Raw genomic sequence first — 22,552 nt, forward strand, 5'->3', positions numbered from 1 at the left:
CGACTTCTTCCTCCGGCTCTCCGCCGTTTTCCTCGCGCTCGGCGTGGCCCCGGGTTGCATCGACGACGAAAGCACCGCGCGGCAGGTGGCACCGACGGTGTCGGCGGCGAGCGCTCCCTGTGTGTACTTCAAGGAGCTGGCGCCCTTCCTGCCGGAGCAGCTGGACGGCTTCACCGTGGCGCGCACCCAGGGCTCCACGGGGAAGTACGGCGAGGTGTCCGTCTCCGAGGCCGAGCGGCTCTTCACGCGAGGTGAGGGCCGAGAGGTGAAGGTGCGCATCGTGGACACCACGATGGGCGAGAAGATTGGCCACGCCATCCGCGAGGCCGCCGCCCGGGGCAAGAGCAGGGACCCGAGCGACCCATCAGCCCCGATTCATTGGCAGGACGCCGTGGGCTTCGTGCGATACGACTCGGAGGAATCGCTGGCCGAGGCGAACCTCCTGGTGGGAGACCGCTTCGTGGTGGCCGTCACCAGCCGAGGCTTCCCGGGCACCGTGGAGGTGCGCCGGGTGGCACGCGGCATCGACCTGGCCGGGCTCGCCCGGCTGCAGTGAGCCTGAAGACATGGGCAAGGAGTGTCCCTGGTGGTGAAGGACAAAGGAACGCGGCCCGAGGCGGTGGACCCGCTCGCGAGCGAGAAGGCGGCGCGCGCCGTCGTCGCGGCCCTGGGCAAGCGTGAGTTCCTGGAGCAGTTCCAGAAGCTGACCAAGAGCTACGCGCAGGACCCGGGCAACCCCGGCTCCTATGCGTGCGAGGGCTGCCAGCGCTGCGCCAACTGCATGTTCTGCAAGGACTGCGACAGCTGCTTCCAGTGCACCCACTGCACCCGGTGCGAGCTGTGCAACAACTGCTCGCACTGCGTGGACTGCAAGAGCTGCCACGCATGCGCCTACTGCCAGCAGAGCGAGAACTGCACCACCAGCGCGTACCTGGTGCTGTGCCGCAACCTGCAGGACTGCAACTACTGCTTCGGCTGCGTGGGCCTGGCCAAGAAGGACTTCCACATCCTCAACGTCCCCTTCCCGAGGACGGAGTACTTCAAGGTCGTGGGCAGGCTGAAGAAGGAGCTGGGCCTGCCGTAGGCCGTCCGTGCGCGCTCGGGCCCCGGGCTACAGGGCGCGCACGTAGAGGGCCTTGAGGTACTCGGTCTCCAGCAGGCCGCCGAGCACCGGGTGGTCCAGCCCGGCGCCGCGGCGCTCGAGAATCTGCACCGGCCGCTTCGCGTCCGCGACGGCGCCGAGCACCATCTCCTCGAAGCCGGCGCGGTCCAGCTTGCCGGAGCAGGAGCAGGTGACGAGCAGGCCGTCCGGCTTGAGGCAGCGCAGGGCGCGCAGGTTCAGCTCGTGGTAGGCGCGCAGCGCGGTGGCCAGCCCCTCGCGGCGCTTGGCCAGGCCGGGCGGGTCCAACACGATGGTGTCGAAGCGGCGCCCCTCCGTGTCGAAGCGCTTGAGCACGTCGAAGGCGTTGGCGTTCTCCACGGAGACATTCGTCCGGCCGTTGGCCTCCGCGTTGGCCTTGGCGCGCGCCGCGGCCTTCGCGTCCTGCTCCACCGCGAGCACGGACGTGCAGTTGCGCGCCAGGGAGAGCGCGAAGCCGCCGTGGTAGCTGAAGAGGTCCAGCCCCTCGCCGCGGGCCAGCTCGCCGGCGCGCAGGTGGTTGTCCACCTGGTCCAGGAAGGCGCCCGTCTTCATGTCGCCCAGCAGGTCCACGTCGAAGCGGTTCTCCCCCTCGTGGTAGGTGAAGCGCGCCTCGCCCTCGCCGTGGAGCAGGCGCGTCTCGCGCGGCAGGCCCTCGAAGTCGCGGCCGGAGCCGTCGTCCCGGCACACCACGTGGGTGGCCCCGGTCAGCTCCACCAGCATGCGCGCCAGCGACTCCTTGCGCGCGTCCATGCCCTCGGAGAGCGTCTGCACGGTGAGGCCCTTGCCGTAGCGGTCCACGAAGAGGCCGGGCAGCAGGTCCGACTCGCCGTGCACCAGCCGCAGCCCGTCACGGCCGGACAGCGGCGCGCGGCGCTTCAGCGCGGCCTCCAGCCGGCGGCGGAAGAAGGCGTCGTCCACCGGCTCCCCGGCGGGCTCCCGGCGCGTCAGCAGGCGCAGCGCCAGCGGAGAGCGGCGGGCGTACAGGGCCTGGCCGATGGGGTTGCCCTGCGGGTCCACCACCAGCACCACCGCGCCGGGCCCCTTCACGTCGGGCGGGGCGGCCAGCTCGGTGCGGTACAGCCACGGGTTGCCATGGCGCAGGGACTTCGCGCCCTTCAGCGTGGCGCGGGCGACGGGCAACACGGGTTTGGGGGGCATCGGGCTCACTCACTCCAGGCCGCGCGCGGCCAGCTCTTCGTCATCCTCGCCGCGAAGGTGCCCGATTTCGTGCAGGAGTGTCACTCGAATCTGCTCGCGCAGCTCCTCCGTCGTGCGAACCGCGCGCGCGAGGTTGCGCCGGTAGAGCACCACGGAGCGGCACGGCTCCTCCGAGCCGTCACACGGCTCTCCCAGCGGCGGGCCGCGGAAGAGGCCGAGGATGGTGGGCGACAGCGGCGGCTGGTTGGCCAGCAGATCTCCGTCCGCGGGCAGCTCCTCCGCGCTGACGGGCACGCCGTCCAGGTCGCCGCGCATGTCCTCGGGCAGCGCGGCCACGGCGCGGGCCACCTCGGCGCGGAACTCCTCCACGGAGGGCAGCGGCGGCGCGGGGAAGTCCTCGGGCGCCAGCTGCCGGGCCTTGTCGAAGTGGACCTGCGCCGCCCTCCACTTGCCCTGGCGCTCGAGCAGCAACCCCAGGTGCTGGTGGCCGTGTGCGGCGCGCTCCGGGTCGTCCAGCAGGCCGGAGAAGGCCGCGCGGGCCTCGTCGAAGCGGCACAGCTCGAAGAGGGCCAGGGCGCGCTCGTAGAGGGCCTCGCGGCTGCCCGGCTCGCGGGCCAGGACGATGGCGGCGCGCGCCAGGGCCTCCTCGGCCTGGCCCAAATCATTGAAGGCCATGGCCGCCACCAGGGCCAGGTGGGGCACCAGCTCCGGGGGCGTGCCGCGCTGGGACAGGCCGCGCTCGGCGTAGAGGGCGCCCAGCTCGTCGCGCTCGCGCGAGGAGGGCAGCTGCACCGCGTACAGGTGGGCCGAGCCCAGCAGCGCGTCCGGGTCTCCCGGGTCGATGGCGAGCGCGCGTGCGTAGGCCAGCTGCGCCTCCGCCTCGCGGCCCAGGGCGGCCAGCGCCACGCCGCGCTCGGCATGGGCGGCGGCCAGGTCCGGCTCCAGCGCCGCGGCCTGCGCGGCACAGGAGAGGGCCTCCTCCAGCCGGCCCTCGTCGAAGTAGCGGCGTGCCGCGTCCAGCGGGGCCGCGCCATCCGTGCGACACACGGCCAGAGGCTGCACCCGGTGCGTGGCGTCCCCCGGGGACATGACGGGAGCGTCACCGGCGCCGGGGCCCGGCGTGGCGGGAGCGCCGACCGCGGACACGGAGGGAGCGCCCGCGTCCGGCGTCACCGGGGCCGGAGCGGTCCGCTTGCAGGCAGCGAATAGGAGGCAGAGGGCGAGCAGACCGCGCCGCGACATGGGCCGCCAGGGTACGGCATCACCCGGTGGGCGGGAAGCGGGGACGTTCACGCCCGCCCGGTCGCCGCCATCCCCCGTGAGGGCGGGGTGCATTACCTTCAGGCCCCATGAGAGACCTGATTCTGGCGTCGACGTCGAGCGCCCGGCGGGCCCTGATGGACGGGCTGGGCATCCCCTACCGCACCGAGGCTCCGGGCGTGGACGAGGCGGTGGCCTCCCACCTGTCGGCGGAGGAGGCCGTGCTGGAGCTGGCCGCGCGCAAGGCCCGCGTGGTGAAGGACCGGAACCCGGGCGCCTGGGTCCTGGGCGCGGACCAGCTCGTGGAGGTGGGCGGCGACATCCTCACCAAGCCCGCGGACCGGGACGCCGCGCGTGGGCAGCTGAGCAGGCTGCTGGGGCGCACCCATGACATCCACACCGGTGTGTGCCTGATGGGGCCGGGCGGCCACATCACCGAGGCGGTGGAGCGCGCCCGCCTCACCTTCTACCGCGTGGAGCCGGACGAGCTGGAGCGCTACCTGGACCTGGAGGAATGGCGCGGCTGCTGCGGCAGCTACCGGGTGGAGGGCGCCGGCCAGGCCCTGCTGGCGCGGCTCGAGGGAGACCGCTCCAACGTGCAGGGCCTGCCCATGGTCGCCGTGGTGCGGCTGCTGCGGCAGGCCGGCTTCCCCTTCTTCGAGCGCCGGTAGCGCGCCCTTCAGCCCGCGGTGGACAGCTCCGCGAGGATTTCCGCGTACGCGGCGCGGGCCTTGTCCGCCTGGTCCGCCTTGAAGCTGGCCGCGGCCACCACCGGGTGCCCGCCGCCGCCGTACCGCCCGGCGATGGCGGCCAGGTCGTGCTTGCGCAGCTCCGGCTTCCACGGGTTGGAGCCCAGGGACACCTTGGCCCGCGACGCGCCCCTGCCCACCCACAGCGTGTAGCGCGCGTCCGGGTAGAGGTCGTAGGCGATGAACTTGTTGAGGCTGTCCACGCCCTCCTCCACCAGGTCGAAGAAGACGACGCCGCGCTCGTAGCGGGCGCGCGAGCGCACCAGGTCGATGTGGGCGCGGTGGCGCTCCAGCAGCGGGGCCAGCGGCGTGGCGATGAGGGGCGAGGCGGCGATGGCCGCCAGCGACTCGGACTGCATGCGGCGGATGACCTCGGGGATGAGGGCCGGGTCCTTGTTGGCCTCGAGCACCGTCATGATGCGCAGCGCGGGCTCCTCGAGCGCCACCGCCATGCGCGGCGAGGGGAACTGGGCGCCGTCGATGATTTCCGCCCAGTGGATGAGGTCCGCCAGGGGCGCGGCGTCCCAGCCGAAGCGCTCGCGCGCCACGTCCGCGAGGTACTTCGTGCAGCTCTTGCGGTGCGCGTCGTGGAACTTGCGGCCGCTGGTGTCCGCGCGGAAGTGCGCCTCGTCACCGGGCTGCTGGAAGGCGGAGACGTGGTGGTCGAACCACCAGGTCAGCCGCGCGTCCTGGCTGTAGCGGAAGTCGACGATGACGTTCTCCTCGCCGGAGAACACCGCCGGGTCGATGCCCTCGGCGCCCGGCTTGTGCGCCAGCCCGAGGTACCGGAAGTCCGCGTCCGGGCGGATGCGCTCCCGGTAGAAGCGGGAGAACACCGCCGCGCTGGCGGCGCCGTCGAAGCAGCTGTCGTGGAAGAGGACCTGGACGTTCATGACGCACTCCCTCTACTGCAACGCGAGCCCCTCGCCCACCGCCGCGAAGGCCGCCTCGCCCTGTGCCTCCCCATCCTGGGAGGCGACCACCGCCAGCCCCACGAGCCGCCCGTCCGGCAGCACCCCGCACCCCAGCGAGCCCTGCGCGCCGCCCGGCGTGCGCAGCGCGTAGACGAGCGCCCGGCTCCCGAGCGACGGCGGCGCCGGACGCGTCCGCGGCGGGCCCGGCACGCCGCCCAGGGACTGGAGCAGCGCCTTGCACCCGCCGGCGGCCGTGACGCCCGGGGAGCGCTCCACCCACAGCAGCCCGTAGCGGCCCTGGGCCTCGGTCCCGAAGCCCACGCCACCGCCGCTCAGCGTGGACGCGGGCAGGGCCAGGTGGGGCACGAGCTGCTCGCGCGTCAGCTGTCCCCAGCCCGCGGGCAGCTCCAGCCGGTAGCCCAGCTCGCTGCCCACCAGTGACTGCCGCGAGCCGGCCGAGAAGCTCCCGGCCATGGGCAGCGCCAGCAGCGCCACCGAGGCGACCGCCGCGCCCAGCCCCAGCCCCAGCCCCGTGAAGCGCCGGACCTGGTCGGGCTCGCCCACCACCATCGTCAGGGCCACCACCGCGTGGGCGGCATAGGCCCAGTGCACCGGGGACAGCGGCGACGCGCGCGCCAGCCACACCGTGGCGAGCAGTTGGAGCACCAGTCCCAGCTGGACGAGCGTCTTCGCCGGGCCCCGGTTGAGCACCAGCACCAGCGCGAGCACCGCGTCCAGGAACACCAGCCCGTACGTCCAGGGCGGGTCGCTCAGCGTGCCCAGCATCCCGCCCGCGCGCACGAACCAGGCCACCGCCCCCGCCAGCAGCACCGCCGCCGCCGGGCCCGGGTGGGCGGACACGGCGCTGGTGACGAGGTCACCGCCGAACACCGTGGCGTCGTCGTCCACTTCCTGGATGGGCCTGTCCAGCCGCATCCTCCCCACCTTCTTGTACGACTGCAGGTGGTCGAAAGGCTCTCGACAGGCGGGACAGGCGTCAGCGCCCCGGGGGATGGGGCTATGGCCGCAGCTGGGGCACAGGGTCTGGGGCATGGCCTCCGGCGTATACCGCACCGCCCGCGCCGCCCACGAGGGCACGACTCCGATGTCAGGGCGCTCGCGGTTTCCTCTCGCGCGTATCGCCCTGCGGGGAGGGGCGCGCACCTGACAGCGAGGTCGCTTTGGACCTGACTGCCAAGAATTGTGAGTCCGACACAGAACCTTGACTGTTGAACGAAACGTCGAGATTGCGCCCTGCCCTGAACGAAAAAACTCGACAGAACGGTGAGTGACCCCAGAGCCCTGTCGGGCTTTTCACGGAGCGTGCTGCGGAAACCCCCTATTCGACTGGGGAAACGTGGGCGTCGTCACACCAGCCAGGTAGGCAGCAGGCTGGCACCCCGCCTGCATGTGTCAGACCCTCGGTGTACTCACCCGTGCGGTTCGGCGCGGTGGGAGGAACACATGGCCAAGAGGACGACACGCAAGGGCAGCACCGTTCCGAGGCAGGGTCGGCGGGTCATGCCGGCACTGCGGCGGACGGCGCAGCGCGCCCGGGCAGTGGCGGAAAAGGCCCACCTGACGGTGGGTGAGGTCATCGCGGCGGCTTTCGACACCTCGGGCGGTGAGCTGGACGAGGTGCTGGATTTGATGACGTCGCCGCAGATGACCCGGGCGCTGGGGCGCCGCATCGTCGTGGAGGGCTGAGCCCTCCCCTTCCCCCTCCTGCCGCTCCCGGATGATGGGACGCGGGCGGGAGGGTCGTCACGTTCCGTACCGTCCGCCGTCAGTCGCCCGCCAGCAGGATGCCGGCGCTGTAGCGCTGCTGGGTGGGCTCTCCCGCGAGCAGCTTCTGGAGGTCCTGGGCGTTGTTCGGGTGCACCAGGAAGGTGCCCGAGCGCGTCTCCAGGCGCACGGGCTCGGCCAGCTCGTGCGGCCCTCCGGCCACGGTGCCGCCGCTGCCGTCCTCCGCGGACTCGCGGGTCGGGACGGTGGCGCAGCCGGCGAAGAGCAGGAAGCCAAGCGCGACGTGGAGCCTCATGCGTGTCCTCCAGGAAGGGGCCCCGTGGGCGGGGCGGAAAACAGGCCCCCTGCCTACGCCACTGCTTTTCGGGAGGCAAGACTCCGTGCTTCGCCAGTGAACAGACGAAGGCCCGCGCCCCGCTCGGTTGCGGGACACGGGCCTGGGACGTCAGGACGTCAGGACGTCAGGACGTCAGGCGCCCGGGACTACCTGGGCTGCCAGCGCGGGCGGTGGTCGTCTCCAGCGCCCGTCTGGAGGGTGTAGCCGGTCGCGCCCTTCGGATGGCGGATGGCGTTGCCCACCGTGGCGCCAGTGGTCGGGTTGATTTCCTGGACGAAGAGCTCACCGCCCTGGATGTACGCGAGGAAGCGGCCATCCGGGGAGAAGGACGGGAGCGTGCCGCGGGGGACGAGGGGGACTTCCTCGCCCGACGCCGCGCCAGTCGCCGGGGTGACCCGACGGAGGACGACGACGTTGCCGGGGTCGCCCGAGCAGGGTGAGGTGCCGCTTCCGCAGAGCACCGCGGTGCCCGTCGTCGGCCGGAAGAAGTAGGCACGGACGTAGGCCACCCAGGTTCCGTCGGGAGCCCAGTTGGGATTCGCGATGTACGAGTCGACCGTGCCGTCGGTGGACGGCGTCGACGTGCGCCCGGCGAGCTCCTGGGGTTGCCCGCCCCCCGTCACCTGGATGTTGTACAGCTTGGGCAGCGGCGTCGGGCTCGTATCCCCCGTGAACGTGACCGACACGTTGTCGGGATTGGCGAGGAAGAGCAGCTGGTCATTGGCCCGGTTGTAGTGGGGCTGCTCCGCGGTGGTTCCCGCGGCGGTGAGGGCCATGGGCGTGCCCCCCACGGTGGAGGTCGAAATCCCCAGCGTCGCCGTGCTGAACGCGAAGGTGGTGGCGTCCTTCCAGTCGGGGAACGTGCCCGCGCTGGCCGCCGAGAACACGGCGCCGCCATCCGTCGGAACCAGCGAGATGCCCGACGTGCTGCCTCCCAGCCTCCGGACGTAGGCGATATGGGAGCCCGGCTCCCACTCCATGTAGCGGAAGCTCTCCGTGTTGCCCGTGCCCCCATCCGCGACGATGGTGCCCTGACCTTCAACGAGCGGGATGTCGCGAATCACGAGGTCCCCCGCCACCAGGGCCCCTGCCGTCTCCACGCCGCCCTGTGCGAAGGCGACCTTCGTGCCACCCGGGCCCCAGCGCGGGTAGAGGCTGCTCGTGCCGCCATCGGTCAGCGGGAACATTCCCGGGGTGTCGTAGCGCATCACCAGCGCCTGGAGGCCGCCGTCGCTGTCCTGGCGGGCGGTGACCGCCACGTGCATCGCCTGGCACTGGGAAGGAGTGCCCTCGCAGCGCAGGCCGGGAATGCAGTCCGCCGACGAGACGCAGGCGCCGCCCTTGATGACCGTCCCGCTGCCCGCATCGACGCCCGCGTCCGTGCCGGCGTCAGTGCCCGCATCCTCGGTGCCCGCGTCGGTTCCAGCGTCGGTGCCGGCATCGACGCCCGCATCCGTGCCCGCGTCGACGACGCCCGCGTCCGTGCCCGCATCCTCGGGAGGAGGCGGAGGCTGCGTCACCGGCCGCTGCTCGCACTCGTCATCCGCGTTGCAGGTCCACTCCTGCCCCTCGGCAGGCTGTCCGTTGTCGTTACGGCAGTCGGACGCATCGGTACACTCATCCCCACACCCCGTTGCAAGCACCCACAGCGCGCAGCACAACGCGCTGACAACGACACGCTTGGTCATAAAGACCCTCCGAAGAACCGAAGGGCGCGTATAGCTTCGCGAAAACCCGACCGTGCTCGGCTCGTCGGGCAGAACCGGGAGCCGTGTTCCTGATTGAACGGCGACCTCTCGCTGCGTGCTCAATGATAGACACCCACTGCCACCTGGACGCGACACGCTTCGACCCGGACCGGCCCGACGTCCTCGAGCGCGCCTGGGCCGCGGGCCTCCAGGGCATCGTCATCCCCGGCGTCGGCCCCCATGACTGGGAGCCACTGCTGGAGCTGTCCCGCCAGGACGCGCGCCTCCAGGTGGGCCTGGGCATCCACCCGCAGCTGCTGCCACAGATGCCACCGGAGCAGGACGACGCCGTCCTCGAGCACCTCGACGCGCTGCTGACGAAGGGCGGCGCGGCGGCCGTGGGCGAGTGTGGGCTGGATGGCCCCTCCGTCCCCGGCGCCCCGCTGGAGCGGCAGGTGGCGGTGCTGCGGCGACACCTGGCGCTGGCGCGCAAGCACGGGCTTCCCGTGCTGATGCACTGCCACCGCCTGCACCCCGCGCTCATCGACCTGCTCAAGCAGGAGCCCATGCCCGAGGCTGGCATCCTCATGCACAGCTACAGCGGCGGCGTGGAGCTGGCGCGCTTCTATCTCCAGAAGGGCTGCCACTTCTCCTTCGCCGGCCCCGTCACCTGGGCGGAGGCCCGCAAGCCGCTGGATGCGCTGCGGGCCATCCCGCTGGAGCGGCTGATGGCGGAGACGGACGCGCCGGACCAGGCGCCCACGCCCCACCGGGGCCAGCGCTCGGAGCCGGGCTACCTGCCCCGCATCCTCGAGGGCATGGCCCACGTGCGGGGAGAGCCCGTCGAGGTGGTTGCCCGGCAGACGACCGAGAACGCCCGCAGGTTCTTCCGGGAAGCTTTCCCCCCAGCTTCGCGGTAGGCGAGCGTCGCGTTATAGAGGACCTCCATGAACCCGCAGCCGCTCCCCCAGACCGCTCCCCCGAGTGAGACCCCGCCCGCCACGCCGGCCGCACCGGTGACGGCGGAGAACTCGCTCGCCCGCCCCTTCAAGCTCTCCCGGCGCTTCGACAGGACCGGCCGGCTGCTGGGCGACAACGCGATGGAGCGGCTGGCCAACGCGCGCGTGGTGGTGTTCGGCCTGGGCGGCGTGGGCAGCTACGCGGCCGAGGGCCTGGTGCGCAGCGGCATTGGCCACCTGACGCTGGTGGACCATGACGACGTGTGCGTCACCAACACCAACCGCCAGCTCCACGCGACGGTGAAGAACGTGGGCAAGCCCAAGGCGGAGCTGATGGGGCAGCGCTGCCAGGAGATCAACCCGGCGGCGAAGATCGAGCCGGTGCGCGAGTTCTACCGCGAGGAGGTCGCCGAGCAGATGCTCCAGGCGGGCCAGTACGACTTCGTGGTGGACGCCATCGACAACGTGAAGGCGAAGCTGCACCTGCTGCACCGCTGCGTGTCACTGGGGATTCCCGTGGTCAGCTCCATGGGCGCCGCGGGCCGGCTGGACCCCACGGCCATCCGCGTGGAGGACCTGTCCGAGACGCACATGGACCCGTTCGCCAAGGACGTCCGCAAGCTGCTCAAGCGCAAGTACGGCGTGGAGACGGACCGGCACACCGGCATCACCGCCGTCTACTCCATTGAAGCGCGGCGGATGCCGGTGACGCTCCAGTACGACGACGCCACCGACGGCTTCCTGTGCGTGTGCCCGCAGGACAACGAGTTCCACACGTGCGACCACCGCACCCAGATTGACGGCAGCGTGGCGTTCGTCACGTCGTGCTTCGGGATGAACGCGGCCGGCGTGGTGGTGCGGCGGCTGGCGTCGGCGCGGTAGCCGCGCCCGGGCCTCAGGCCACCTGCTGGGGCCGCTGCAGCTGCAGGACGGCGGCCTCGCGCCCACAGGGACGGCGGAAGACGCAGCGCGCGCAGGACGTCAGCGTGTCCGTGGGCGGGAAGGCCGACACGTCCAGCGGCGTGTTGGTGGCCGGGTCCTTCAGCAGCGCGCGCATGTTCGCCACGCTCTGCGAGAAGTGCTTGTGGAAGGACTCCATGGCGGACGGGTCCACCGTGACGTCCTGCTCCAGCCCCTCGTTGAGGTACACCAGCGAGGCGCGAATCTTCTCCAGCGGGACGCGATAGCGCTGCGACACGTAGAGCGCGTACCCGAGCACCTGCTCGTCGTAGCCCTCGCGCGACTTGCCCGTCTTCCAGTCCACCACCACCGTCATCCCGTCCGCGTCGACGAAGGCGAAGTCGGGGATGGCGAAGACCTTCAGCCCCTCCAGCGTGAAGTGGGCGAAGTCGAAGCCGGCGTCCACCTCCAGCCACTGCTCGGGCTTCAGCCCCTGGGCGAGCTGGGGCCAGCGCGACGCGAAGAACCACGCCAGCGCCGAGCGCACCGTCTCCCAGTTCTGCTTCCACGCGTCGTCCGGCACCGCGTCGCCGTACTCGTGCTCCACCAGGCCGGTGAACTGCTTGCGGTACTTCTGCGTCCAGTACGCCTTGCCGCGCGAGTGCCGGAAGTCGTCCTGCATCAGCTTGCGCGCCTTGGCCTCCACCGCCGCCGGGTCCACCACCCGCCCCGCGCGCCAGTCGAGCAGCACGTCCTTGATGCACTCGTGCACCATGCTGCCGGCCCAACTGAAACGGTTGGCCAGCTTCTTCAGCACGTACAACTCCCGCACGTCCTTCGGTGCGTCCGCCTCCCACCCGCCCCAGGAGCGGTAGTAGTAGAGGTAGTACGCGCGAAGGCACTCGGAGAACTTCTCGTGACGGCTCTTGGACCAGGAGAAGTCGTTGCTGAGGGGGGCACGCCGCATGGAGGCGGCGCATCCTAGGCGTTCGCCCGTCCTGCCAGAAGGGGGGCGAGCAAGGAAACGAGCGCATGCCGCAGGTTGAAAGACACTTTGCCCACGTTACCGTGCGGGTATGGTGCGCGCCGCATGAAGACCCAACCCTTCAAGGGCCGGGTGGTCCTGATCACAGGGGCTTCCGGAGGCATCGGGCGCGCGGCGGCGAAACGGTACGCGGAGGCAGGCGCCGATATCGTGCTCGCCGCCCGGCGGCTGGCACAGGTGGAGGACGCGGCCCGTGAAGTGACGTCACTGGGCGTGAGGGCACTGCCAGTGCGGTGCGACCTGACCCGGAGCGAGGACGTGGAAGGCCTCGTGCGCGAGACGGAGGCCGCCTTCGGGGGGCTGGACGTGCTCGTCAACAACGCCGGCCAGGGGCTCTACGGGCCGCTGGAGGCCATCAGCGAGGAGCAGCTCCGGCAGGTGTTCGAGCTGAACGTGTTCGGCCTGTGGCGGATGACGCGCGCCGCTCTGCCGCTGCTGCGCAAGCGCCCGGGCGCGCAGGTGGTCAACGTCAGCTCCGTGCTGGGCCACCGGGGCCTGCCCCTGCTGGGCGGCTACTGCGCGTCCAAGGCGGCCGTGAATGCGATGACCGAGTCGCTGCGCGCCGAGCTCGCCGCCGAGGGCATCCGCGTGCTGCTCGTCTCTCCGGGCCTCACCGAGAGCGAGTTCCGGGAGAACCGCCTCCATGCGGAGGGCTGGAGGCAGGAGGCCATTCCGCTGAAGGCGATGTCCGCCGAGGAGGTCGCCAACGCCATGGTGCGCGCGAGCCTGCGCGGGCGCCGCGACACCGTCCTCACGCTGCCCGGCCGCGCCATGGTGATGGCCAACCGGCTGGTGCCCGGACTGTTCGACCTCGTGGCCCGTCGCATGGCGGTCTCCCCGAAGAAGAAGGACGCATGAGCACTCGCGGTCCCCGCGCTCCTCGCGCGAAGCGGGCGGACTCCGCCCGGCCTCCGGCGCCTCGCACGAAGCGCGGCGTCAGCACCGTGGAGGAGTTCGTCGCCAAGGCGCCCTCGTCTCCGACTGCCCCCGACGATGTCGCGGAGCCTGAAGCCATTGCCCCTGCACGTCGTGCGAAGCGCGACGCCGCTCCTACCGCGACTGTCGCGCAGCTCGCTACCGCGGCCCCAGCACCTCGCGCGAAGCGCACCGCCTCCACGGCCGCTCCCACCGTGTCGCCAGGCCCCGAGCACCTGGCCGCCGTGCGCGGGCCGCTGCTCGCCTGGTACGACCGCAACAAGCGGGACCTGCCCTGGCGTCGCACGAGAGACCCGTATGCCATCTGGCTGAGCGAGGTGATGCTCCAGCAGACGCAGGTCTCGACGGTGATTCCCTACTGGGAGCGCTTCCTCAAGCGCTTTCCCACCGCACTCGCGCTGGCCGCCGCGCCGCTGGACGACGTGCTCGCCGGGTGGAAGGGCCTGGGCTACTACAGCCGCGCGCGCAACCTGCACCGCGCGGCGCAGGAAGTCGTCGCGCGCTTCGCCGGAAGGCTGCCCTCCACCGCCGCGGAGCTGCTCACCCTGCCCGGCTTCGGCCGCTACACCGCGGGCGCGGTGGCCTCCATCGCCTTTGGCGAGGAAGCCCCGCTGGTGGACGGCAACGTCGCTCGCGTGCTGTCGCGACTCTTCGAGGTGGAGGGCCTGCCCGGAGACCGCGCGCGCGAGGCCACCCTCTGGGCCCTCGCCACCGCGCTGGTGAAGGGCGAGCGCCCCGGTGACTTCAACCAGGCCCTCATGGAGCACGGCGCCACCACCTGCCGGCCGGAGAGCCCGCTGTGCCTGCTGTGCCCCGTGCGCGGCGCATGCGTCGCCTTCCGCAAGGGCCGCGTGGACGAGCTGCCTCCCGCCAAGGTGCGCGCGGCCCCCAAGAAGCTGACGCTGGCCCTCGCCGTGTGGCCCCACGCGGGCACCCTCCTCTTCGCCCGCCGCGCGGACGCGGGACTCTTCGGAGGCCTGTGGGAGCTGCCCGCCGCGGAGGTGGACGAGGACCTTCCCGACGCCGACGCCACCTCGCGGCTCGCCACCGCGCTGGATGCGGAGGTGACGCTGGAGACCGCGCTCGGCACCGTGAAGCGGCAGCTCACCCACCGCGACCTCACGCTGCGCCTGCTCCGCGTGTCCGGCGCGCGGCGCCCCACGCGCGCCCCCGCCTTCCAGGAGCTGCGCTGGTGCACCCCCGCCGAGGCCGCCGCGCTCGGAATGAGCACCGCCATGCAGCGCGCCCTGGAGTCCGCGCTCGCCTCCGGCGTGCTGCGCGGCGGCTGAGCCACGACGCCCGCCCACCGCCGCCCTACTCCACGGGTCCGGGCCCGCCTGCACCCACCGGCCGGTCTCCAGCGTGCGGCTGTCCACGGCTGGACAGACACCGGGACGTCCTGTTGCTCCTAGAACCCCTGACCCTGGGGGTCGATTTCGCTCGTGACCACCGGAGCCCACACTCCCTGCGTCAAACCACCGGAGGAGGCCTCCCATGGCACGTCACACCGCCAACAAGCAGACCCCCCAAACGCCCGGGAGCATGCCGGCCCGGACCTCGGACCCGGAGCCCAGGGCGTCGGCGTCCCGGAACACCCTCAGCCACGAGCAGATTGCCCGGCGCGCCTACGAAATCTTCCTCGCCCGGGGCAGCGCCCACGGCAACCCCGAGCATGACTGGTTCCAGGCCGAGCGCGAGCTGAAGCTCGGCCGCCAGTAGCCCGCGCCTCAGTGGGGATGCGGCGCCTGGAGCACGGGACGCTCGGCCTCGAGCGCCCCCCGCAGGCGGCGCTGCGCGGCCTTCAGCTCCTCGAGGATGCGCTCGGCGTCCACCACCGAGCGCATGGCCAGCCCGCATGCGGGCGTCAGCACCACGGTGGACACCGCCTGCGCGAAGCTGAAGCCTCGCGGCAGCGCCGCCTTCAGTGACGCCTCCACCGAGTCCACCAGCTCCGTCACCTCGTACGTGGACGCGAGGTCGGTGGGGACGATGCCCAGGCTGAGCGTCGCGCCGGACGTCAGGAAGCGCTCCAGCGCCTCGCGCTCCTCCACCATGGCGTCCAGCGACAGCCGCACGTCCAGCGACAGCAGGTCCGGCTGCACGTCCAGCAGCGCGCCCCAGTCCGTGTTGCCGCAGCAGTGCACGCCCACCAGCGCGCCCTCGCGCTGCAGCGCCACCACCAGCAGCTTCAGCTCTTGAAGCGCCAGGAGATGTCGGGCCTGGGTGCGCTGGAAGGCGTAGAGCCCGGGCTCGTCCAGGAAGAACAGCGGCGTGGTGCCCGCGCGCCGCAGCGCCTTCACCATGGCCAGCGAGCGCGCCAGCACCAGCCGGAACATCGCCTGGTCCAGCCCCGGCACGTCCAGCGCGGGCTGGCCCGACGACGTGCGCGCCACCGAGCGCACCGTGAAGGGCCCCGCCAGCTGCGCCTTGGCGAAGGCCAGCTTCCGCGTCTCCACCTCCCACAGGAAGGGACGCCACGCGCGGCAGGCCTCCGGCGAGGGCTCGTAGGCCTCCAGCTTCCCGGCGGACAGCGCCGCCTCCAGCCGCGCCTCGAAGTCCGCGCGGCCCGCCTCCCATGCCGCCAGGTCCACCGTGCACAGGCCCTCGTCGTCGAAGGCCAGCCCCGGCAGTCCCTCCAGGGCTGCGGGAATCATCAGCTCCGACGGCTTGCCCACGGGCAGCTGCGGGAGGAAGGGGATGTCCTGGGCCAGCGCGGCCTGGAGCCCCAGCTCCACCTGGGTGTGCGGCAGGCTTCCGATTCCGGTGGTGGCGCAGGCAGGCAGCAGCTGGACGGCTCGGCGGATGTTCGGCGCGCTCATATTCCCGAGTCTAGCCGCTCCCTCCGCTCCCAGGGCACCTCGCGGCCCGGGGACCGCCGTCTAGCCGACCTTCCCGCCCGGCCCCATCGTTCCTACGTGAAGCCCGCTGGGCCACCCCCGGCGGGCAGAGGAGGGACGCGGCAATGAACCTTCAACCATGGCGTGCAGGCATCCTGGCGGCGGTGCTGCTGGCAGGACCCGCGCTGGCGCAGGAGCGGGGGCTGTCGGTGCGAAGCGGCGTGTCGGCCTACACCGGGGACCTGGGAGGCGGGACGGACGTGGGCGGCTTCCTGGGCATCCAGGCGGAAGGCCGGCTCTTCCCGGCCGTCGGCCTGGAGCTGGGCTACGAGGGCTCCGCCAACGGCTTCGAGGAGAATGACAGCGGCACCCTGTGGCGGCACAACGTGGGCGCGCTGGCGAAGCTGGGCCCCATCGTCGACGACCGCTGGCAGCCCTTCGTTGGCGCGGGCCTGGGCGTCAGCTACCTGGACCCGACGGGCGAGGCCGGCGCCAACATCTTCGACGACGACGTCGTCGCCGAGGTGCCGCTCGCGGCCGGAATCGAGTACCGGTTCAGCGGCGTGACGGCGGGCGCGCGCGCCACCTACCGCATCGTCGCGGGTGAGGACTTCGCCCCCGGCAACGTCGACGAGGGCGACCTCTTCACCGCGGGCCTGAGCCTGGGCGGGCGCTTCTAGCCGCGCTCAGAACCGCCCGATGAGCCCCAGCGAGCCGCCGCGCTCCGAGACGCCCACCGTGGGCGTCCACCAGGCCCCGGTGCCCCGCGAGTCCGCCAGCGGGCGCGGCGCCGGTGCGGTCCGCGCCGAGGTGATTTCGTACGTCACGATGGAGGTCACCAGCGGGAGCGCGATGAGCAGGGGCACCAGCTCGTCGTCGGCGGTCCTCGACACGTAGAGGCCCGCGGCCACGCCTCCCGACAGCAGCCCCATCCCCACGGTGGGCAGGAAGCGTCCCCGCCCATCCAGCAACGCCCCCCCGCCATACACCCCGGTCGCCGCGCCCAGCGACCAGCCCACGAGCGCCCCGCCCACCAGCCCGCGTCCGTCGCAGGAGTCGCCCGTGCAGTCCCAGCTCAGGCCGCCCATCATCAGCGAGCCCAGCAGGCCCACGAAGGCGCCTCCCACCCCCGCCAGCGTTCCACCCATGCTCTCGAAGAGCACGCGGCCCACGATGCGCCCGGGAGGGTCCGGCTGCCACTGAACCTGCGCGACCTCCATGGAAGACATCGCCTCCGGGGCCACCGGAGCGACCTCGAGCTCGGGCGCGTCCTCCACCGCCACGAGCGGCGGCGGTACGGACACAGGTTCCAGGGCCTGGGCACGCACCAGCCCCGGCGACAGCACGAGCATGAGCAGCACGACACGGATGTCAGGCACCGGGGCTTCTCCTGAAGGGCGGTCCCTCTCGGAGAGGAACCTGGCGCGGACGCTGTGCAGCATCCACGCCATGCCTCACGCCTGGGGCCGCTGCTACCCGCCCCCGCTCACGTCACGGAGAAGTACGAGGCCTGCGGATGGTGGAAGACGATGGCCGACACGGAGGCCTCCGGCTCCATCATGCAGCCGTCGGTGAGCTGCACGCCGATTTCCTCCGGGCGCAGCGCGGCGAACAGCTTCGACTGGTCCTCCAGCCGAGGACATGCGGGGTAGCCGAAGGAGTAGCGCTTGCCCGAGTACTCCGCGCGGAAGCGCTCCAGCATCGTCATGTCGGGCTTGTCCGGCGTGCCCCACATGCTGCGCAGCTGCGTGTGCAGCAGCTCCGCGTAGCCCTCCGCCGTCTCCAGCGCGAGCGCCTGCACGGCGTGCATCTTCAGGAACTCGCCCTTCGCCTTCAGCTCCTCCGCCAGCTCGCGGATGCCCGAGCCGGCGGTGACGACGAACATGGCGACGTTGTCGTCAGGCGCTCCGCCCTGCAGCGGCCTCAGGTAGTCCGCGAGGCACAGCCCGCCGTCCCTGTCCTGCCGGGGGAAGTCGAAGGACGCCGCCTCACGCCCGGTGCCGCCGTCGAAGAGCACCACGCGGTTGCCGTCGCTGCCGGCCTTGAAGAACTGGAAGACGGCGCGCGCGTGCATGAGGCCCCCGCGCAGCATGCCCTTCAGCTCCTCCACCGCCTCTTTGAGGGCGAGCGCCTTGCGCCCCTCCTCCGTCTTCGCCAGCTCCGCCTCGGCCGCCGTGCCCAGCGCGCGCGCCGAGCCGCGCAGGCCCAGGTGCCGCCCGTACAGCATCACCGGGTTGATGAACTTCCAGATGTGGTCCAGCGGCGTGTTCGTCAGCACGTGCCGCTCGAAGTCCGGCGCGGCGGGCACCGTGTCCAGCACGCGAACCTCCGCGCTGCGCGGCCGCGTCACCGGGGCCGTGGTGGCGGGGCGCTCCTTCACCTCCTGCGCCAGCTTCTCGCGGCGCACGGTCAGCTCGCCGCGCAGCTTCTCGTGCGAGCCCGGGTCCACAATCTGCTTCGCCAGGTCCAGACCGCTCATCGCGTCCTGCGCGTAGGCCACCGTGCCGCCGCCGTAGGCCGGGGCGATGTTGCGGTCCACGAAGTTGCGGCTCAGCGCCGCGCCGCCCACCAGGATTGGCACGTCCACGCCGGCGCGCTTGAGGTCCTCCGCCGTGGCCACCATCTGGTGCGCGCTCTTCACCAAGAGCCCCGACAGGCCGAGGATGTCCGGCCGGTGCTCACGCACCGCCTGCACCAGCTGCTCGGGCGGCACCTTGATGCCCAGGTTCACCACCTGGAAGCCGTTGTTGGCGAGGATGATCTCCACCAGGTTCTTCCCGATGTCGTGCACGTCGCCCTTCACCGTGGCGAGCACGATTTTTCCGCGCATGGCCGCCTGGGCCTTGCTCATGTGTGGCTCCAGGAAGCCCACCGCCGCCTTCATCGACTCGGCGCTCTGGAGCACCTCCGCGACAATCAGCTCGTTGGCGGCGAACAGGCGCCCCACCTCGTCCATGCCCTTCATCAGCGGCCCGTTGATGATGTCGAGCGGCGCGTACTTCTTCATCGCCTCTTCGAGGTCCGCGACGAGGCCGTCGCGGGTGCCCTCGATGATATAGCGCTGCAGCCGCTCCTCCAGCGGCAGGGTGCTCACGGCCGCGCGTGCCGGCTTGCGCTCGCGGAAGTGCGCGGCGAAGGGCGTCACCGGGTCCGTGCCCCGGTTGTAGAGCAGGTCCTCCGCCAGCTTGCGCTCCTCCTCGGGCAGCGACGCGTAGCGCTCCAGCTTCTCCGAGTTGACGAGCGCCATGTCCAGGCCCGCCTGCACGCAGTGGTACAGGAAGACGGAGTTGAGCACCTCGCGGCCCGCGGTGGGCAGGCCGAAGGACACGTTGGAGATGCCCAGCACCGTCTTGCACCGCGGGAAGCGCTGCTTGATGAGGCGCACGCCCTCAATCGTCTCCACGCCGCTGCCGGTGTACTGCGCATCGCCGGACGCGCACGGGAAGACGAGCGGGTCGAAGTACAGGTCCTCGGGCTTCATGCCGTACTTCTTCGTCAAGAGCTCGAACGAGCGCTCCGCCACCTCCAGCTTGCGCTGGCGTGGCACGGCCATGCCCACCTCGTCGATGCAGCCCACCACCAGCGCCGCGCCGAAGCGGCGCGCCAGCGGCACCACCTTCTCGAAGCGCTCCTCGCCGTCCTCCAGGTTGACCGAGTTGATGATGGCCTTGCCCTGGCTGTAGGTGAGCGCCATCTCGATGACGCGCTCGTCCGTGGAGTCAATCATCAAGGGCACGCGCACCTTCTTGATGACCACGTCCAGGAAGCTCCGCATGTCCTCCATCTCGTCCCGGTCCGGGTTGGCCAGGCAGATGTCGATGACCTGCGCGCCCCGCTTCACCTGCGCGCGCGCAATCTCCGACGCGTCGTCAAGCTTCCCCGCGACGATGAGCTCCTTGAACTTCTTGCTGCCGATGACGTTGGTGCGCTCGCCGACGATGAGCGGGCGCTGCTCGTCCGTCACCTCCAGGTAGTCCACGCCGGACAGCGTGGCGCGCGGGCGCGGCGTGGCCGTCCGTGGCTTCAGCCCCTCCACCGCCTTCGCCAGCGTCTCGATGTGGCCCGCGTGCGTGCCGCAACAGCCGCCCACCACGTTGAGCCAGCCCTGCTCACAGAAGCGCCGCAGGGAGCGCGCAATCATCTCCGGCGACTCCAGATAGTGGCCGTTCTCGTCCGGCAGGCCCGCGTTGGGCACGCACGACACCGGGAAGAGGCTCATGGCGGACAGCGAGCGCAGGTGGTCCGTCATGAAGTCCGGACCGGTGGCGCAGTTGAGCCCCAGGTAGAGGAGCTCTGCGTGCTCCAGCGACGCGGCCAGGCTCTCCACGCTCTGCCCGGCCAGCATGGTGCCCATGGGCTCAATCGTCCCGGAGACGGCCACCGGCAGCGCGTAGCCGAGCTTCTGGAAGGCCTGCTGGATGCCCAGCAGCGCCGCCTTCACGTTGCGGGTGTCCTGCGCCGTCTCCACCAGCAGGTAGTCCGAGCCGCCGCGCGCGAGCCCCTCCGCCTGCACGGTGAAGTTCTCCACCAGCTCCTCGAAGGTGATGCCGCCGGTGACGCTGATGGCCTTGGTGGTGGGGCCGATGGAGCCCGCCACCCAGCGCATCCGCCCGTCCCTCGCCTCGGCGGCTTGGGCCGCGTTGCGTGCCAGCCGCGAGGCCACCTCGTTGATTTCGAGCGCCTTGTGCCCCAGGCCGAACTCGTTGAGCACCAGGGGCGTGCCGCCGAAGGTGTCGGTCTCCGTCACGTCCGCGCCCGCCGCGAAGTAGCGCGCGTGGATGGCCTCGATGATGTCCGGCCGGGTGAGCACGAGGTTCTCGTTGCAGCCCTCGTACTCCGCGCCGCCGAAGTCCGCCGCCTTGAGGTCGTGGTTCTGGAGCAGCGTGCCCATGGCGCCGTCGAGCACCAGCACGCGCTCGCGCAGGGTGGCGCGCAGGGCCTCCACGCGGCGGCCATTCTCACCGGCGGGGGGCGGCAGGGCGGTGGGCAGGTGGGTCGTCATGATGGCTTGACTCCGGTGAGCAGGAAGACGCGGAAGGGACTGGCCCCGTCGCGCGCATGCGTCTCGCGGGTGAGGGAAGCGAAGCCGGCCTCGCGCAGGGCGGCTTCGAGGGACTCGGGCGCGAAGCCCAGGTGCCGGTGGCCCAGCCGCTCCAGCACCCAGCGCTCCTCGTGCGGCATCAGCTCCAGCAGCACCAGCCGGCCGCCCGGCTTGAGCAGGCGGGCGGCCTCGGCCAGCACCGCGGCGGGGGCCTCCACGTGGTGGAGGCTCTGCGAAATCACCACCAGGTCCATGCGCCCGGCCTTCAGCGACAGGCGGTGCAGGTCCTCGCGCAGGAAGGTGATGTTGGCGCGGCCCTCGCGGCCGGCGCGCTCGCGGGCCTGCTCCAGCGCCTCCGCGTTCTGGTCGATGGCCCACACGTGCCGCGCCCACCGGGCGATGGCCACGCTCAGCACGCCGGTGCCACAACCGAAGTCCACCACGTCCAGCGGAGGAAGCAGCGACGCCAGCGCCCCGGCCCACAGGAACCAGGACTGCCCCGGCTCCAGGAGCCGCTCGTTCAGCGCCTGCCGGTCCTCGCGCGCGCGGAGCAAGTCTTTCAGCCGGGCCGAGTCACCCGCCGCGTCCTCGGCCTCGCGCGCCATGCGGATGAGCGGCCAGCGGGCGTCCTGCTGCTCCAGCGCCAGCGAGTAGTAGCTGAAGCCCGCCTGCCGCTCCTCGCGCAGCAGGCCCAGGTTCTTCAGCTTCCCCAGGTGGTGCGAGACGGACGACTGAGCCACCCCCACCAGCGACACCAGCTCCGTCACGTTCAACGGGGCCTCGGCCACCAGCCGGAGGATGCGCAAGCGCGTCGGGTCTCCCAGGGCCCGGAATGACTGGGACAGCTCTTCCATATCGCCGCATCAACATACGTCGATACCCCAGGGCTGGCCAGCACTCTTTAGACGCATCGCGTTGCCTGCTTCCGGACAGTGGCGTACATGGTAGGCAATGGCCTCTCCCACCCTGCACCAGCTCCTCGACGGCAAGCGGTTCGGCCTGGTCCTCTCCGCGGGCTACTTCGGCTTCTATGGGCACGCCGGCTTCCTCAAGGGGCTGGCGGCCTCGGGGCTCAGGCCCCGCGCCTATGCGGGCACGTCCGCGGGCGGCATGGTGGCGGCGTACGCGGCGGCGGGCACGCCGGTGCATGCGATTGAAGAGCTGGTGCTGCGGCAGACGCGGGCCAACTTCTGGGACCCGGACCCGATTGGCGCGGTGCTGAACGCGGACGCGGCGGGGCATGGGCTGACGGGCCTGCTCAAGGGCGAGCGCTTCCGGCGGCTGCTGGAGGACACGCTGGCGGTGCGCACCTTCGAGGAGCTGCCGCACCCGCTGCTGCTGGTGGGCTCCAACCTCACGCTGGGCCGCCACGAGGTCTTCACCTCGGGCGAGCTGGCCCCGCGCGTCCATGCCACCTGCGCCTATCCGGGCCTGTTCCGCGCGGTGCCGCTGGAGGGCAACCTGTACTGGGACGGCGGGCTGGTGGACAAGGCGCCCGCGCTGTCGCTCAACGAGAGCGCGGTGGGCAAGGAGCTGGATGCCATCCTCGTGCACTTCCTGCCCAGCCGGACGCGCAAGGTGGTGGGCGGGCCCATGGCGTACGCGCAGGGGCTGGCGTCGGGCTCGGCGGCGCTGCGCAGGGACCACTTCCGGCTGCAGCTCACCGTGCTGGAGCAGCGGCAGGTGCCCGTCTACGTCGTCGTGTCCAACCTGCCGCCGGTGACGCCCACCACCATGGAGCGCGGCTTCGACGCCCTGGACCAGGCGCGCCAGTCCGCGGAGCGCGCGCTGGCGCGGCCCCCGGTGCCCTTCGCTCAGGCGGAGTGGTGAGGCGAGCGCCT

At 71.7% G+C, this 22,552-nt stretch carries 22 protein-coding genes; 11 read left to right on the top strand and 11 right to left on the bottom strand.

Features of this window, described 5'->3' with window-relative positions; translation table 11 throughout:
* Window positions 1-85 precede the first annotated feature (85 nt).
* Window positions 86-556 carry a hypothetical protein gene (locus LXT23_RS14115; RefSeq protein WP_253981383.1) on the top strand — a complete coding sequence of 157 codons (471 nt, stop codon included), beginning with the start codon at window positions 86-88 and terminating at the stop codon, window positions 554-556.
* A 30-nt stretch (window positions 557-586) separates the two neighbouring features.
* Window positions 587-1,084 carry a caib/baif family protein gene (locus LXT23_RS14120; protein WP_253980688.1) on the top strand — a complete coding sequence of 166 codons (498 nt, stop codon included), beginning with the start codon at window positions 587-589 and terminating at the stop codon, window positions 1,082-1,084.
* Window positions 1,085-1,111: 27 nt separating this feature from the next.
* On the opposite strand, the gene LXT23_RS14125 is transcribed toward LXT23_RS14120, so the two are convergent.
* Together LXT23_RS14125 and LXT23_RS14130 are read right to left on the bottom strand one after the other, a co-directional pair.
* Window positions 1,112-2,299 carry a class I SAM-dependent rRNA methyltransferase gene (locus tag LXT23_RS14125; RefSeq protein ID WP_253980689.1) on the bottom strand — a complete coding sequence of 396 codons (1,188 nt, stop codon included), beginning with the start codon at window positions 2,297-2,299 and terminating at the stop codon, window positions 1,112-1,114.
* A 9-nt stretch (window positions 2,300-2,308) separates the two neighbouring features.
* A complete protein-coding gene (locus tag LXT23_RS14130) occupies window positions 2,309-3,541 on the bottom strand; it encodes a metallopeptidase family protein (protein ID WP_253980690.1) in 1,233 nt (410 codons plus the stop codon).
* Window positions 3,542-3,648: 107 nt separating this feature from the next.
* Here LXT23_RS14130 and LXT23_RS14135 point away from each other — a divergent pair, with 107 nt between their 5' ends.
* Complete coding sequence (locus LXT23_RS14135) at window positions 3,649-4,230, top strand: Maf family protein (RefSeq protein ID WP_253980691.1); 582 nt, start codon at window positions 3,649-3,651, stop codon at window positions 4,228-4,230.
* Between the two features lie 8 nt (window positions 4,231-4,238).
* On the opposite strand, the gene LXT23_RS14140 is transcribed toward LXT23_RS14135, so the two are convergent.
* Window positions 4,239-5,201 (bottom strand): DHH family phosphoesterase, encoded by a 963-nt coding sequence (locus LXT23_RS14140; RefSeq protein WP_253980692.1) that lies wholly within the window; start codon window positions 5,199-5,201, stop codon window positions 4,239-4,241.
* 12 nt (window positions 5,202-5,213) lie between these two features.
* A complete protein-coding gene (locus LXT23_RS14145; RefSeq protein ID WP_253980693.1) occupies window positions 5,214-6,158 on the bottom strand; it encodes a zinc ribbon domain-containing protein in 945 nt (314 codons plus the stop codon).
* A 528-nt stretch (window positions 6,159-6,686) separates the two neighbouring features.
* On the opposite strand from LXT23_RS14145, the gene LXT23_RS14150 reads away from it, so the two are divergent.
* Entirely contained in the window at window positions 6,687-6,929 is a 243-nt protein-coding gene (locus tag LXT23_RS14150; protein WP_253980694.1) for a hypothetical protein, read from the top strand.
* A 79-nt stretch (window positions 6,930-7,008) separates the two neighbouring features.
* On the opposite strand, the gene LXT23_RS14155 is transcribed toward LXT23_RS14150, so the two are convergent.
* Window positions 7,009-7,263, bottom strand: a complete 255-nt coding sequence (locus LXT23_RS14155; protein WP_253980695.1) for a hypothetical protein — start codon at window positions 7,261-7,263, stop codon at window positions 7,009-7,011.
* A gap of 188 nt (window positions 7,264-7,451) precedes the next feature.
* The gene (locus tag LXT23_RS14160; protein WP_253980696.1) at window positions 7,452-8,993 is read right to left on the bottom strand and encodes a TolB family protein; all 1,542 of its coding nucleotides are present in this window, start codon (window positions 8,991-8,993) and stop codon (window positions 7,452-7,454) included.
* 122 nt (window positions 8,994-9,115) lie between these two features.
* On the opposite strand from LXT23_RS14160, the gene LXT23_RS14165 reads away from it, so the two are divergent.
* Together LXT23_RS14165 and LXT23_RS14170 are read left to right on the top strand one after the other, a co-directional pair.
* Window positions 9,116-9,913 carry a TatD family hydrolase gene (locus LXT23_RS14165; RefSeq protein WP_253980697.1) on the top strand — a complete coding sequence of 266 codons (798 nt, stop codon included), beginning with the start codon at window positions 9,116-9,118 and terminating at the stop codon, window positions 9,911-9,913.
* A 27-nt stretch (window positions 9,914-9,940) separates the two neighbouring features.
* The gene (locus LXT23_RS14170) at window positions 9,941-10,834 is read left to right on the top strand and encodes a tRNA threonylcarbamoyladenosine dehydratase (protein ID WP_253980698.1); all 894 of its coding nucleotides are present in this window, start codon (window positions 9,941-9,943) and stop codon (window positions 10,832-10,834) included.
* 13 nt (window positions 10,835-10,847) lie between these two features.
* Here the strand turns inward: LXT23_RS14170 and LXT23_RS14175 are convergent, their stop codons facing one another.
* Entirely contained in the window at window positions 10,848-11,819 is a 972-nt protein-coding gene (locus LXT23_RS14175; RefSeq protein WP_253980699.1) for a PD-(D/E)XK nuclease family protein, read from the bottom strand.
* 123 nt (window positions 11,820-11,942) lie between these two features.
* On the opposite strand from LXT23_RS14175, the gene LXT23_RS14180 reads away from it, so the two are divergent.
* The 3 genes from LXT23_RS14180 to LXT23_RS14190 all read left to right on the top strand — a co-directional run bounded on the left by LXT23_RS14180 (window position 11,943) and on the right by LXT23_RS14190 (window position 14,552).
* The gene (locus tag LXT23_RS14180; protein ID WP_253980700.1) at window positions 11,943-12,755 is read left to right on the top strand and encodes an SDR family oxidoreductase; all 813 of its coding nucleotides are present in this window, start codon (window positions 11,943-11,945) and stop codon (window positions 12,753-12,755) included.
* A complete protein-coding gene (gene mutY, locus LXT23_RS14185; RefSeq protein ID WP_253980701.1) occupies window positions 12,752-14,122 on the top strand; it encodes an A/G-specific adenine glycosylase in 1,371 nt (456 codons plus the stop codon). Before LXT23_RS14180 ends, mutY begins: the two co-directional genes overlap by 4 nt.
* 205 nt (window positions 14,123-14,327) lie before the next feature.
* Window positions 14,328-14,552 carry a DUF2934 domain-containing protein gene (locus LXT23_RS14190; RefSeq protein WP_253980702.1) on the top strand — a complete coding sequence of 75 codons (225 nt, stop codon included), beginning with the start codon at window positions 14,328-14,330 and terminating at the stop codon, window positions 14,550-14,552.
* Window positions 14,553-14,560: 8 nt separating this feature from the next.
* Here LXT23_RS14190 and LXT23_RS14195 read toward each other — a convergent pair whose 3' ends face one another.
* Complete coding sequence (locus LXT23_RS14195; RefSeq protein ID WP_253980703.1) at window positions 14,561-15,652, bottom strand: uroporphyrinogen decarboxylase/cobalamine-independent methonine synthase family protein; 1,092 nt, start codon at window positions 15,650-15,652, stop codon at window positions 14,561-14,563.
* A gap of 143 nt (window positions 15,653-15,795) precedes the next feature.
* Between LXT23_RS14195 and LXT23_RS14200 the strand changes: the two genes are divergently transcribed.
* Window positions 15,796-16,350, top strand: coding sequence for a porin family protein (locus tag LXT23_RS14200; protein ID WP_253980704.1), 555 nt, complete (start codon window positions 15,796-15,798; stop codon window positions 16,348-16,350).
* Window positions 16,351-16,356: 6 nt separating this feature from the next.
* Here the strand turns inward: LXT23_RS14200 and LXT23_RS14205 are convergent, their stop codons facing one another.
* The 3 genes from LXT23_RS14205 to LXT23_RS14215 form a co-directional block, all read right to left on the bottom strand.
* On the bottom strand, window positions 16,357-17,049 hold the full coding sequence (locus LXT23_RS14205) for a hypothetical protein (RefSeq protein WP_253980705.1): 693 nt from the start codon (window positions 17,047-17,049) through the stop codon (window positions 16,357-16,359).
* Window positions 17,050-17,156: 107 nt separating this feature from the next.
* The gene (gene metH / locus LXT23_RS14210; protein ID WP_253980706.1) at window positions 17,157-20,672 is read right to left on the bottom strand and encodes a methionine synthase; all 3,516 of its coding nucleotides are present in this window, start codon (window positions 20,670-20,672) and stop codon (window positions 17,157-17,159) included.
* The gene (locus LXT23_RS14215) at window positions 20,669-21,565 is read right to left on the bottom strand and encodes an ArsR/SmtB family transcription factor (RefSeq protein ID WP_253980707.1); all 897 of its coding nucleotides are present in this window, start codon (window positions 21,563-21,565) and stop codon (window positions 20,669-20,671) included. Before LXT23_RS14215 ends, metH begins: the two co-directional genes overlap by 4 nt.
* Window positions 21,566-21,662: 97 nt before the next feature.
* On the opposite strand from LXT23_RS14215, the gene LXT23_RS14220 reads away from it, so the two are divergent.
* Window positions 21,663-22,541, top strand: coding sequence for a patatin-like phospholipase family protein (locus LXT23_RS14220; RefSeq protein WP_253980708.1), 879 nt, complete (start codon window positions 21,663-21,665; stop codon window positions 22,539-22,541).
* The last annotated feature ends 11 nt before the right edge of the window (window positions 22,542-22,552 follow it).

It is taken from the genome of Pyxidicoccus xibeiensis, from assembly GCF_024198175.1.
GTDB lineage: Bacteria > Myxococcota > Myxococcia > Myxococcales > Myxococcaceae > Myxococcus > Myxococcus xibeiensis.